This window comes from Desulfovibrio sp., from assembly GCF_019422935.1.
GTDB lineage: Bacteria > Desulfobacterota > Desulfovibrionia > Desulfovibrionales > Desulfovibrionaceae > Desulfovibrio.
Genome location: NZ_JAHZCJ010000002.1, coordinates 459,490 through 473,134 on the forward strand (window position 1 = coordinate 459,490; position 13,645 = coordinate 473,134).

Here is a 13,645-nt window from a genome sequence, read left to right on the forward strand (position 1 = left end):
TCTGCCCCATGCAGGGTAACTGGACGCGTATCAGGCATAACGGTATAGCTTGCCCATGATACCCCGCGCTCGCTTTATCATGCTGAATCTGTACCACATCCTGATTGACGGCCTTTTCGATTCCGTTCCGGTTGTGCTGGCATTCATGGCACTGGCCCTTGGCAGTGGAGAAACGGATGTGGGCCTTGTGGTATCTCTGGGCGCGGCCCTGAGCACTGCTGTAGGCCTTGGCACGGGCCTGTTTTCGCGCCGGTTCGGCTTTTACGGCTCTGTGGCCTTGCTTATAGATCTGGCCGGGCTTGGCTATCTGGGCGCGGCTTTTGCGGGCAGCATGATCACCGCCGGGGCGTGCTTTGTGCTGGCAATGGCGGGCTTTGCCGCATTTCATAACATTTCTTTTTCCTACATCACGGCCAATACTGAAAGGCAGAGCCTTGGCCGGGTCATGAGCGACTTTACCGCCATTGGCGATGTGGGGCGTATCCCGCTGGTGTCTTTTGCCGCCTTTGCTGCGGCCTACTCTGTGGGAACCATGCCGGGCTGGCGGGCAGTCTGCCTGGTCTATGGCGTGCTGGCCCTGTGCGCCGCCCTGTGGCTCTTTTACACTGCCGTAAAAAAATCCCCAGCGGCAGACGCCGGTACGCAACCGGGCAAATCCGCTTCCGATCCAGTGCCCGGCGCTGAGGCCAACCCTCCCGCGCGCCCGAGGCGCAATCCTTTTGCCGGGTTCAGCATACTGAAAAACCGGGATGTCTTTCTGGCCATGCTTGCCAGCATGCTCAATGCCTTCAGCAACGACAGAATTTTTACTTTTCTGCCCCTGCTGCTGGTGGCAAAAGGCATAGACACCAAAACCATCGGATCGTTCGCTCTTGGCTTCTCCCTCGGTTCCTTTGTGGGCAAGATGGCCTGCGGACGCCTGATAGATATTTTCGGCACCCGAAAAATATTTGTTATCGCAGGCATTATCCTTGCCCTGCTGCTTTGCGCTCTGCTCCAGTCAAGCAATCTCATACTGACGGTGATTATATCCCTGGCCATCGGCATTGTGACCAAGGGGACCGTGCCCGTCATACAGACCATCATTACGGAGCCGGTACGCGGCGCAACCGTCTACGACGCCATTTTTTCGCTCAATTCCTTCGGGCGCGGCATAATCAACATGCTGACGCCAGTGCTGTTTGGCGGCATTGCCTCCATGTGGAGCATGGAGGCCGTCTATCTGCTCATGGCAGCGGTCGCCGCGCTGGGCATAGTACCTGTTCTGCTTATGAGCCGAGGCCGCGCCGCCGCCGAGTGAGCAGCACCACCGTCTGCACGCCCCGATAAAAGCGAAAGCGCCCATGAAATCATGGGCGCTTTATTTTTGCGGTGCGTCAGGTGCTGACCGCAATCGGCCTAGAACTGATACACAAAGGTTACTGCTGTATTCCAGGCATCGGCGCTGCGGTCGCTCTTGCCGTTCATCTTGCTGTTGCCCCACACAGAGGCGCTCTTGTCGAGGAAGAGCGCGTCATAGTTGGTTTCCACATAGATGGTGAAGTTGTCGTACATCTTGTACTTGGTGCTCAGGCCAAATTCCACAAGGCTGTCGTTGCGGGTCAGGTACAGACCCTCGCGCCCGGGAACAGTGCCGTCGTTGGGGGCCATCCAGCTTCCATTGGCGTTTTTGATCTTTTTCAGGATCGCCGGATCGTTGGTGCCGCCCATGTAGTTGATGCGGAAGGTATGGCTGAGGTTGTCGATAAAGCTCATATCCTTGAGCCGCGCGCCAATGCCCCAGGTGCCTGTCATGGATTTGCCCACGATGCTGTCGCGGCCCACAATGGGGTCGCCATGGAAGGCGAATTCCGAAAAATCATTGGGGTTGTTGGGGTGGATGTTGGGCATGCGCTCGGAGCCGTTGCCCAGGTTGTCGTCATCGCCCGAAGTATACCAGCCGTAGAGACCAGGGGTGCTCCAGTCCAGCTTGTATTCGAGCAGCAGGAAGGCCAGCCAGCCAGCGCGGTTCATGGCGGCATCGTCATACTGCACGGAGCCGTAAACAACATCCCACGACACGCGGAAAGGATCAAACAACGTCACCTGACCGGGCAGGCCCATCCACATGGCATTGCCGTATTCACTGAGCTTGCTCTTGTGGAAGCCGCCGTACAGGGGCAGCAGACCGGCCTTGGGGCCACCGGCAGAGGCTACGCTGGTGTAGCTGGTGATCTGGGAATTTTTGACGTTGTTGTAGTTGATGGCCGGGCCAATGCCCATATACATGCCCCAAGGCGTGAGGTTTACGCCGTCAAACGTCAGGGGCAGGGTCAGGCCCACGGCATCCATGTTGTCCATGTAGCCGGGGCTGCGGTTGGTTGCATCAGTGGTATTGTCGTTGAAGAGGCGCGCCCAGAAGGCGGTCACGCCCACGTTTTCATTAAAGGCGTAGGAGGCGGTGATGCCCGCCGCGTCATCGGCCAGCACCTGGCTGTTGTTGATGTAGTCGGGCAGCTGCATGGGCTGAATACCCATGCGCACCTTGAGGGCAGTCTGCGGCACTGTCCAGTCGAGAAAAGCGTTCTTGACCTTGACCCAGTTGCCGTCCGCGCCCAGCGAGCCGCCGCTGTTGCTGGCGCCCCAGTATTGCATCATGCCGCGATTGTAGCCGCCAAGCTCAAAATGCACCGTGCCGGAAAGATTTTCAGAAGCCTTGGCGTCCAGTTGCAGGCGAACCTGCTGGGCGGCTTCAAATTCGTCTTCACCTGTGCTGTAGCCCGTTTTGTTCCCGCCCTCGGTAAAATTGCCGTGCTGGCCGTAGCTGAAATTATAAGCCCAGCGGCCCTTGGCCGAAAAATCAATGGCGCTTGCTCCCCCGGGCACTGCGCACAACATCCCGGCCACTAAAAGTAACACTGCAATTTTTTTCATCCCCGGCTCCCTCTTCGTTTCCTGGTTCAGTAACTCAATGACCAAATCAACAGCATTCCAAAATCCGCACACATAGGGGGGTCGCCATTCCTAACTCCGCAGGTGATATTTTTCCACACTATTTTTTACTTGGCCGTGGAACGTATAGGCCTGGCGTGCTAGAGCCGTGCGGTTTCTGTGGATATTTTGCAAAATGTTGTCATCTGCGGCAGCACCGCCAAATCTGGTGGAAACACCCACTTTCTGCGCGCTTACCGCCATTTGCGGCACCACAACTCACCTGATATGATAGTATGGCGGGCAAGCCTACGCCTGCCGCAACTGTGCCGCACACTCACAGGCGGAGCCCTCCACGGGCCGCCGCCACAATCCGGTCTGCCCGCCAGCATGACCGCCCTCATCGGTTTGCCATGCTGCACGCCATCAGAAATTCCAGCCTGTTCGTCAAGCTTGTGGTCATGGTCAGCCTTGCGCTCTGCCCGCCCATGCTGCTCGGGCACCTGGCTGGCTCCTACTTTATCAGCAAGTACGGCTACGAAGATGCGGAAAACACCGTTTCGAGCGTGGCGCAGCTTGCGGCGGAATCGCCACTGGTGGTGGAGGCCATGCGCACCCGCCAGCCCGAGGCGTACAGGCAGATGACCGCCTTTCTTGAAACGCTCACCCGGGCTTCGGACGTAAAATTTATCGTGCTGATTGATATGCAGGGTATTCGCCTTTTTCACCCCGACTCTGCAAAAATCGGTCAGCACTTCATGGGCGGTGACGAAGGCAAGGCCCTTGAAGGGCAGTCCTACCTTTCATCGGCGCGCGGCACATTCGGATTTTCGCTGCGGGCGTTCCGGCCCATTTTTGACGCGCAGGGCAATCAGCTGGGCGCGGCTTCCGCAGGGATTTTGTCCAGCGATATCGAGGCTGGCGTGGCGCGCCTGACCGGGCCTCTGGGCTGGCTGCTGGCACTCTCGCTGGTTATCGGCATCGTGCTGGCGGTGCTGCTTTCGCGCACCATCAAAAAAATTCTTTTCGGGCTGGAACCGCACCAGATCGCCCGGCTGCTTGAAGAACGCAACGCCATACTGCGCACCACCCGCGAGGGCATTATAGCCGTGAACAGAGACGGCACTCTGGTGCTCGTCAACGAAATGGCCGAAAAAATCCTGCGCTCGGCGGGCGTTTTCGGCCCGCTGGAGGGCCAGCCAGTGCAGAGCGCCATCCCCGGCACCCGTCTAGATGCCGTGGTCAGGGAGGGCAAGCCGGAATACGACCAGGAGCAAAATATCAACAACAGCGTGGTGCTGACCAACCGCGTGCCCATTCTGGTGCAGGGAGAAATAATCGGCGCAGTGGCTACCTTCCGCGACATGACGGACGTGCGCGCCCAGGCCGAGCGCCTTACCGGCCTCAGCAATTATGTTGAAGCGCTGCGCTCGCGCTCGCACGAATACCTCAACAAGCTGCACGTCATTTCCGGCCTGCTGCGCAATGGCCGCCACGCGGAGCTTGATGCCTACCTCGAGCAGATCATAGGCAGCAAAAAACTGGAAACCTCCGCCATTGCCGCCTTGGTCAAGGATCCCATTGTTGCGGGCTTTCTGGAGAGCAAATACAGCCGCGCCCATGAAATGGGCGTGACGCTGGTGATTGAGGGGCGCGGCGTGATCCCCCCGCTTTCGCCCAAGGGATCGCACGCCTTGGTCACAGTGGTGGGCAACCTCATTGACAATGCCTTTGAAGCCACCATCTACGCTGTAGAAAAAAGGATCACCCTGACTATCAAAAATATCCCGGCTCAAACGGGCGGGGCTGACGAGCTTGTTATCAGCGTGTCCGACACCGGACGCGGCATTTCCGATGAACATCTGGAAAAAATCTTCACCAAGGGCTTTTCCACCAAGGGGTCAAACAGGGGCATCGGGCTTTACATGCTGCTGCTTACGCTGGAAGAAATGGACGGCTCTGTGGAAATCGACGCAAAACCGGGGCACGGCACGGTCTTTACCGTGCGTGTTCCTGTGGCTGCGCTGGCGCAAGGAGAACAGGAATGATCCGCGTGCTCATCGTTGAAGACGACCCCATGGTGGCAGATTTGGCGGCAATGTATCTTGAGGGAATAGAGGGCTTTTGCCTTGAAGGCAGGGCCAGCTCTGGCGAGGCCGCGCTGGAACTGCTGCGCGCTGGAGAGATTGATCTGGTGCTGCTCGACATGTTCATGCCCGGCATGACCGGTATGGAACTGTTGCGCATCATCAAGACCAGTTTTTTCAATACAGACGTCATCATGATAACCGCCGCGCAGAACAGCGACGACATTCTCAATGCCCTGCGCATGGGCGTTGCAGATTACATCGTCAAGCCCTTCACGGTTGAGAGGTTCCGCACCGCCCTTGAGCAACTGCGCGAAAAACGCCAGCTACTCACATCGCCCGAGGTGCCCATCACACAAGAGATGCTGGACAAGCGCATCTTTATTAAAAAATCTGGCCAGCCTCCGGCAGATACTCCAAAGGGCATAGACGCCACCACCCTGCAAAACATCATACAGGTGCTGCAAGGCTGTTCCGGCCCGTTCAGCCTCAAGGATATTGAGCCGCTGACGGGCATTTCGCGCATATCGTTGAAAAAATATTTCGACTACCTTGCGGCGGCAGACCGCCTGGGCAGTGAAAAAGACTACGGCGGTCACGGCAGGCCCGTGACCAGATATCACTGGAAAGGCTGAAGTGCAGACGTACCGGCGGTTGGCCTAACCAAGCGCCCGCCATGCGATGAACAGACCTATGGCCATGCAAAGCCCGCTGACCATGCGCTTGAGCAGGCTCACTGGCACACGGTGGGCAATGTGCGCGCCCACGGCTATGCCCACAAGCTCGCAGGCCGTGACCCACCAGACCGTGGAATAGGAAATGAAGCCGTTGCTCATGTTGCTTGCAGAGCCGGAAACAGAAATTACCATCTGCAAAACCTGGCTTGTGGCAATGCACTGCAAGGGCGCGTAGCTGAACAGCAGCATGACCGGCACGGAAATGATGCCCCCGCCAGCCCCCGTCATGCCGCACAAAAAACCCGTAAAAATGCCAATGCCAAAGAGCAGCGCCGTATTGCCCCTGGGGCTGAGCCGCTGTGCCATACCCGTGCCCTTGCGCACAGGAAGCATGGAATACAGGCTGGAAAAGATTATCAGGCAGGCCAACAAAATATTAAGCCCGCGCGCCGGAACATACGCCCCCACATACGCCCCCGCATAACCCGACAAAAAGCTGCCCGCCACTACGGGCAGGGTAACCCGCCAGTCAATGGTGCCGTAGCGCTGATAGCTCGCCGTTGCCACAATGCCCGCAAACAGAAAGCTGAACAGTGCCGTTGCCATGGCCTCATGCGTGCCAAGCCCGCCGAAAAACATGATGGCCGGGATCAGCAGCACGCCGCCCACCCCTGTTGCGCCAATAAGCGCGCCCACCAGCAATGACGAAACCGCAAGCGCCGCAAGCATAAAGGCTCCCATAACAGACGCCGGACAATAACGCGAAGCCTGTCCGACCAGTATCAGTCTGGCCCAATAACAGCCCGGCCCGGCGTGACGCAGCACACGCCCAAGCCGGGCTGAGAACGGGGGCGGGCTGGCATTAGCCCGGCCCCCGGCAGGAGGAGAGGGTTTCTCCAAATGGGGTCTGGCAGCACGCCAGGCGGTCAGCCCTCCACGTGCCAACCAACCTGCACAGCAAAACTGCCGCAGCAGCGGCCAGACTCCAAAGTTATCAAAGGATCAGGTTGTTACGCCCGATCCAGCCCCAGCACACGGCGGGCATTTTCATACATGACTTTGCGCCGGGTTTCTTCAGTGAGGTCAAAGTGGGTATAGGCATCAAGGGCGTCAGCAAGCTCCACAAAGGGATGGGCGCTGGCAAAAAGCACCTTGTCGGGAATGAGGTCGTTCATGGCGCGCACGTACACGTCAACCATGGGGGCGCGCTCGTATTCCGAAATATCCATGTACACGTTGGCATTGCGAAGGCAGGTGTACACGGCCTCGTTCACGTAGGGATATGCGCCGTGGCTCATGATGAGCGTAAGCTCGGGGAAGTCGCGGGCAACCTTGTCCACATCGCGGGGGTCGGCGTATTCCAGAATGGCCCCGGGCACCTGCGGCGGCGGGGCCATGGTGATGAACACGGGGATGTTCAGCTCGCAGCACTTTGAGTACAGGGGGTAGAACCTGGCTTCAGAGGCAGGGATATGGGCAAGATAAGGGTCGATGGCAATACCCTTCATGCCGTATTCAGCCACAACCTGTTCAATCTCGCGCACCGCCGCCATTTTCTTGTGCGGGTCAATGCCCCAGAAGCCCACAAACTTGTTGGGATAGGCCCGGCAGAATTCAAGCACACTGCCGTTATTGGCCGGGAAACCGTAGGTCGTTTCGCAGTCGCGGCCTGTGATGACGCCAAGGTCTACGCCAAGCCGATCAAGGTCGGCCACAATTTCTTCAAGAGGCTGCGACTTGCGGGCATCAAAACCAATGGCCTTGCAGGCAGCCTTGAACATGGAGCTGTTCTTGATGCCGTTGATGATCTCCGGCGTATTGGGACGAAAACGAAAATCAATGGTATTCATTGTGCAGTTCTCCTGAACTGGCTACAGAGTTCAACAACCCTGGTGCGTTATTTGCCGCCTACAAGGCAAAGGGGCACTTCGGGAATATAGGTGCAGATGAGCAGCACGATCACCATGAGGCCAATCATGGGCAGGGCCATCCCTGCTATCTTTTCCAGTTTGGCCTTGGCAACGCCGCTGGCAACAAACAGATTGACGCCCACTGGCGGTGTGATGAAGCCAATGGCAAGGTTTACGACGATGATGACGCCGAAATGCAGGGGCGACACGCCAACACCAGTGACAACAGGCAACAGTATGGGCGTGAGGATGACAATGGCGGCCAGAGCCTCCATGAAGGTGCCCACAATAAGCAGAAGGACATTGATAAGCAGCAGGATGACGATCTTGCTGTTTGTGAAGCCCAGGATGGCGCGGGCAATGGTGCCGGGCACATCCTCAATGGTCATGATGTTGCCAAAAAGCGTGGCCATCGCCATAAGTACAATGATAATGGCCGAAGTTTCGCACGATTCAACGCATGAGGCGAAAAACGTCTTGATATCCATTTCACGGTAGAGAAAAAGCCCCACGATCATTCCGTAAAAAGCGGCGATGGCTGCGGCCTCGGTGGGCGTCATGACGCCGCCGTAAATGCCGCCAAGCACGATTACAGGCACCATGAGCGCCCATTTTGCTTCCCAGGAGGCCTTGCCCAGGGTGTGCAGGTTGCGCACCTTGTTTTCGCCGCGCCAGCCCTGCTTGCGTGAATAGAAGTAGCAATAGCCCATGAGCACAAAGCCCGTCATGATACCCGGCACGATGCCGCTCATGAACAGATCGCCGATGGAAACCTGGGCGGATACGCCGTAGACCACAAAGGGGTTGCTTGGCGGAATCATCACGCCCACGCAGCCAGCAGCAGCCACCAGGGCGGCAGAAAAATACTTGTCGTACCCACGTTCAATCATGGCAGGGATGGTCAACGCGCCAATGGCCGCCACCGTGGCCGGGCCGGAACCGCTGATGGCCCCAAAGAACATGCAGGTCACAATGGCCGTAAGGCCCATGCCGCCATACAGACCGCCCACTATCTCGTCCGCAAGGCTGAGCAGACGCCGCGAAAGGCCGCCAGCGCCCATGAATACGCCTGCAGCGATAAAGAATGGGATGGCCATGATGGGGAAGCTGTCGATGGACGTAAACGACACCTGGGCCATGTACTCAATAGGCAGGGTGTCTGCGCTTATGATGGTGGCGAGGGTGGAAAGCCCCAGCGAAATGGCAATGGGCACGCCAATGGCGCACAAAACCACAAAGTATCCAAAAAGTGCCGTCAGAGGCTCAATATAATCAAAGATAAAACAGGGAGAAGCAACGAGCGCTGTCAGGGCCAGACCAATGAGTGTATCAAGCGCGCCGCACTCCTTCACCTGGCCGTAGAGCGACTGCAAAAGCCGCAGACACATGAGGCCGAAGCCCAGCGGCAGAATGAGGTACGGCACAAGATAGGGCATGCCCAGAGCTGTTGTGTACTGGGGAAATGTCAGCAACCGTTCTATCTGCCCCCAGCCGAACCATGCAATGGTGGCTGTAAGGCATAAAAACAGCGTTTCAACCGTTATCCAACTAATGCGCTGCCAGCGGGGAGGCAGGTGGTCATACAGCATGTCCACGCGAATGGACGAGCGCTTTCTGATAGCCACAGAAACGGCCAGATAGGAAATCCAGATAAAAATATACCGCGAAAGCTCTTCAGTCCATACAGCCGCACCGGCACGTTCAATGAACTGGGTAATGATGTAGCGGTAAATAACCTGCCAGGTAATGAATAAAATAATGCTGATCAGGCCAGCGACCATGAAAATGCTTTCAAAATTCTGGTTCAGCCAGCGCAGAGGACTGTTTTTTGCTTCTGTGGCGTTCATGCTTTTCCCCGTCGGTGAGTGCTCATTCTTGTTGGGGGGCCTGCCAACGAAGCTGGCGACCCCCCGACAATAACTACTTTTGCGTTGCGGCGATCAGTTCCAGCAACTCAGCAGGAATTTCCTTGGCAAACTTTTCGCGCACAGGAGCGGTCTTCTTTTTCAGTTCGCCACGTTGCTCGGGAGTGAGCATGTGGATGGTGATGCCCCGGTCGCGGAAGGCCTGCCAGGCCAGCTTTTCAAGCTTCACGGTCTCTGCGCGCTGCCATACCAGAGCTTCGTGAGCCGCTTCGGCGATGATCTTCTGCTGTTCGGAGGTGAGGCTGTCCCACTTCTTTTTGTTCATCAACAGCACATGCATGGAGTAGTTGTGCTGAGAATCCATGGCGTACTTGAGCACTTCAGTGTGCTTGGCATCGTTGAGAAGGGAGAAAGTGTTGCCCTCGGCGTCAACAGTGCCCTGCTGGAGCGCAGTGTAGGTTTCACCCCAGGCCACAGGGGCGGGGTTCATGCCCAGTTCGGTGGCCACGGCCACTTCCACGGGGGAATCCGTGGTGCGCACCTTGAGGTTCATGAGATCCTGCACGCTGTTCAGGGGCTTTTTGGCGGAAACAAAGTTGCGGTAGCCGTATTCGCTGAACATGATGGTCTTGAGGCCGATACCGCCTGCAACCTTGTCCAGAGCCTTGCCAAGATCGCCTTCGTCCAGGGCCTTGTAGAGCTTGTCCTGATTTTGGGGGTCAGTCACATAGGGCAGATCAATGGCCATAAAGGCCTTGGAAAAACTGGCAAGGTTGGGCGAAGAGCTTGAAGACATATCAAGCGTGCCAGCCTGAGCGGCTTCTGTGGTCACGCGGTCGCTGCCAAGCTGGCAGTTGCCGAAAATCTGGATGCGGATTTTTTTGTTGCTTTTCTGCTCAACAAGTTCCTTAAACTTTTCGTACCCTACGGTCACATTATTGCCCGGAGCCATGGGGTGCCCAAGCCTCAGGGTCAGCGGCTTTTCAGCAAAGGCATCTTGCGAAAAAAGGCTCATGCCGAGGCAGGCTGTAGCCGCAAGAGCGGTTGCAAAAAATAGTTTACGCATGTTTCTCCTCACTCTCTGTAGGGGGTTGTAAAACATAAACCAGGACGGCCTCATCAAAGGCCTCCGCTTTGTGATTTTTTTGTTTTGCACAATGCGTGCCACTAAAAATCAGGATTCAGAAGCGTATTTATCAAATTTTAACTTATTTTACAGATGGTTAATAATAAATAATTTGCTCAGCTAACCAGCGCACGATTATTGTTGTCGCAAATACGCATCTATTGATACCCGCTACCGACAACAGTTTTGAACACATTGTGAAATATCTTTCATATAAGATTTTCGCAATTTTGAGACCCTCTGGCAAACCGCAATTCGTCAGCTTGTCGCAAAATTGCGTCGCAGTCCTGTGCCAGTTTATCAAAAAACAATCCTGACTGATGCAATCATGCATCATCCCTTCCCTTGCAGGTGCCATCTGAGCTCCAGTAAATTCATATTTTTAAAAAAATAAAATTATTTCAAATGATTATAAAATTTGGCACACCCCATGCACATAGGGGGCAAACGAGGATTGCCACAACCTTTCGGCGTTCTCCGCGCGGCGGCTGCCATTGTCCCGCGCGCCACATATTCATATTTCAGGAGTATCGTGATGAGCACCACCACTTGCGAATGCCGGTCCCCCCAGGAACAGCGTTTGTACGACAAGATCGAGGGCAGGGAAGACAAGTTCCGCAAAACCCACACCCGCGTTTTCAAGCTGCTGGAGCGCTTTGAGGGCCAGAAGCCGCGCATCGACATTGAACGCGCACTGTACTTCACCCAGTCCATGCAGGAAACAGACGGTCAGCCTTTGGTGCTGCGCTGGGCAAAGGCCCTCATGCACATTGCGAAAAACATGACCGTCTACGTGCAGGACGATCAGCTGCTGCTTGGCCGCGCCGGTTGCGATGGCCGTTACGGCATCCTGTATCCCGAACTGGACGGCGACTTTCTGGACATCGCCGTGCGTGATCTGCCTACCCGCAAGACCTCGCCCGCCACGATCACGCCTGAAGACGCCAAGCGCGTTATTGAAGAAATTGCGCCGTACTGGAAGGGCAAGACCTACCATGAGGCCCTTAACGCAGCCCTGCCAGCCGAGATCCACAAACTGACCTATGACGACCCCATGGGGCTTATCTCGCGCTTTATCGTCAACGAGACTTCGTCCTTCCGTTCGTCCATCCAGTGGGTGCACGACTATGAAAAGATTCTGAAGCGCGGCTTTAACAGCATCAAGAAGGAAGCCCAGGACAAGCTGGACGCCCTTGATCCCCTGAGCTGCAAGGACGCCTGCGAAAAACGCCCCTTCCTTGAAGCCATCGTCATCGTGTGCGACGCCATCGTGCTGTGGGCCAAGCGCCACGCCGTGCTTGCCCGCGAAATGGCCGCCAAGGAATCCGACCCCACCCGCAAGGCCGAACTGCTGCGCATGGCCGACAATGCCGACCACGTGCCCGGCGAACCCGCCCGCGACTTCTGGGAAGCCTGCCAGAGCCAGTGGTTCACCCAGATGTTCTCGCGCATTGAACAGAAGACCGGCACCACGATCTCCAATGGTCGCATGGACCAGTACTTCTTCCCCTTCTACGCAAAAGACCGCGCCGAAGGCAAAATCACTGATGCCCAGGCCACGGAACTGCTGGAATGCATGTGGGTGGGCATGGCCGAGTTCATCGACATGTACATTTCGCCCACCGGCGGCGCTTTCAACGAAGGTTACGCCCACTGGGAAGCCGTGACTGTTGGCGGCCAGACCACCGACGGCCGCGATGCCAGCAACGCGCTGACCTACCTGATCCTCAAGTCCAAGCGCGAGTTCCCGCTGCACTACCCCGACCTCGCGGCCCGCATCCACTCCCGCGCGCCCGAACGTTACCTGTGGGACGTGGCCGAAACCATCAAGTACGGCTCCGGTTTCCCCAAGCTCATCAATGACGAGGAAATCGTGCCCCTCTACGTTTCCAAGGGCGCGACCTTCGAGGAAGCCCTGGACTACGCGGTTTCCGGCTGCACCGAAGCCCGCATGCCCAACCGCGACACATATACATCGGGCGGCGCGTACATCAACTTTGCCGCTGCCGTGGAAATGGTGCTGCGCAATGGCCGCATGAAGAAATACGGCGACCAGCTTCTGGGCGTTGAAACTGGCGACCCGCGCAACTTCAAGACCTGGGATGAATTCTGGAATGCCTACGTACAGCAGCACCTGCTGTTCCTCAAGGCAGCCTTTACCCAGCAGTACATCATCAACAAACTGCGCGCCCAGCACTTTGCCCAGCCCATGGGTTCAGCCATGCACGACCTGTGCATGAAGCACTGCATCGACCTGCATCAGGAACAGATCCCTGAAGGCATCAACCTGGGCTACTTTGAGTACATGGGCCTTGGCACGGTTGTGGACTCTCTCGCCGCCGTGAAAAAGCTGGTGTTTGAAGAAAAGAAACTGAGCATGGACAAGCTGCTGGCCGCCATTGACGCCAATTTTGAGGGCTACGATGATGTGCGTGCCATGCTGCGTTCCGCCCCCTGCTACGGCAACAACGACGAATACGCCGACGCCATTGGCCGCGAAATCGACAAAATTTCCGTGGAATACGGCGGCAAGTACTCCATGAAGGAACTGGGCATACACAACGATGTGCGCTACGTGCCCTTCACCTCGCACGTGCCCTTCGGCAAGGTGGTTTCCGCCACGCCCAATGGCCGTACGGACGGCTTCCCGCTTTCCGACGGCTCTTCGGCCTCGCACGGCGCGGACGTCAACGGCCCCACCGCCGTACTGCTCTCCAACTACCAGACCAAGAACATGGGCATGCGCGACCGCGCCGCCCGCATGCTGAACATCAAGTTCACGCCCAAGTGCGTGGAAGGCGAACAGGGTACCGAAAAGCTGGTGTCCTTTATCCGCACCTTCTGCGACCTCAAGCTCTGGCATGTGCAGTTCAACGTGGTGAACAAGCAGACTCTGGTGGCCGCGCAGAAAGACCCGCAGAAGTACCGCAACCTCATTGTGCGCATTGCAGGCTACAGCGCCTACTTTGTGGACCTGTCGCCCGACCTGCAGAACGACCTGATTGCCCGTACTGAACACGACGTGATGTAATATTCAACCGCGCGGCAGCCTCAGCATCCGGGCTGCCGC

Annotated in this window: 9 protein-coding genes; 4 read left to right on the forward strand and 5 right to left on the reverse strand. The window is 56.9% G+C overall.

What is annotated here, in order from left to right; translation table 11 throughout:
- Positions 1 to 55: 55 nt before the first annotated feature.
- Positions 56 to 1,300: an MFS transporter gene (locus QZ383_RS05125; RefSeq protein WP_291443586.1), complete on the forward strand. Its 1,245-nt coding sequence runs from the start codon at positions 56 to 58 to the stop codon at positions 1,298 to 1,300.
- A gap of 98 nt (positions 1,301 to 1,398) precedes the next feature.
- Here the strand turns inward: QZ383_RS05125 and QZ383_RS05130 are convergent, their stop codons facing one another.
- Complete coding sequence (locus QZ383_RS05130; RefSeq protein ID WP_291443588.1) at positions 1,399 to 2,913, reverse strand: outer membrane homotrimeric porin; 1,515 nt, start codon at positions 2,911 to 2,913, stop codon at positions 1,399 to 1,401.
- A gap of 410 nt (positions 2,914 to 3,323) precedes the next feature.
- Between QZ383_RS05130 and dcuS the strand changes: the two genes are divergently transcribed.
- A complete protein-coding gene (dcuS, locus tag QZ383_RS05135) occupies positions 3,324 to 4,958 on the forward strand; it encodes a DcuS/MalK family sensor histidine kinase (protein ID WP_291443589.1) in 1,635 nt (544 codons plus the stop codon).
- Positions 4,955 to 5,632 (forward strand): response regulator, encoded by a 678-nt coding sequence (locus QZ383_RS05140; protein ID WP_291443591.1) that lies wholly within the window; start codon positions 4,955 to 4,957, stop codon positions 5,630 to 5,632. Before dcuS ends, QZ383_RS05140 begins: the two co-directional genes overlap by 4 nt.
- Before the next feature lie 24 nt (positions 5,633 to 5,656).
- On the opposite strand, the gene QZ383_RS05145 is transcribed toward QZ383_RS05140, so the two are convergent.
- From QZ383_RS05145 to QZ383_RS05160, 4 genes are all read right to left on the reverse strand, one after another.
- A complete protein-coding gene (locus QZ383_RS05145; RefSeq protein WP_291443592.1) occupies positions 5,657 to 6,403 on the reverse strand; it encodes a sulfite exporter TauE/SafE family protein in 747 nt (248 codons plus the stop codon).
- A 281-nt stretch (positions 6,404 to 6,684) separates the two neighbouring features.
- A complete protein-coding gene (locus QZ383_RS05150) occupies positions 6,685 to 7,524 on the reverse strand; it encodes an amidohydrolase family protein (RefSeq protein ID WP_291443593.1) in 840 nt (279 codons plus the stop codon).
- A gap of 47 nt (positions 7,525 to 7,571) precedes the next feature.
- The gene (locus QZ383_RS05155; protein WP_291443595.1) at positions 7,572 to 9,431 is read right to left on the reverse strand and encodes a TRAP transporter large permease subunit; all 1,860 of its coding nucleotides are present in this window, start codon (positions 9,429 to 9,431) and stop codon (positions 7,572 to 7,574) included.
- Between the two features lie 73 nt (positions 9,432 to 9,504).
- Positions 9,505 to 10,515, reverse strand: a complete 1,011-nt coding sequence (locus QZ383_RS05160; protein ID WP_291443597.1) for a TRAP transporter substrate-binding protein — start codon at positions 10,513 to 10,515, stop codon at positions 9,505 to 9,507.
- A gap of 595 nt (positions 10,516 to 11,110) precedes the next feature.
- On the opposite strand from QZ383_RS05160, the gene QZ383_RS05165 reads away from it, so the two are divergent.
- Positions 11,111 to 13,606 carry a glycyl radical protein gene (locus QZ383_RS05165; protein ID WP_291443599.1) on the forward strand — a complete coding sequence of 832 codons (2,496 nt, stop codon included), beginning with the start codon at positions 11,111 to 11,113 and terminating at the stop codon, positions 13,604 to 13,606.
- Positions 13,607 to 13,645: the final 39 nt, after the last annotated feature.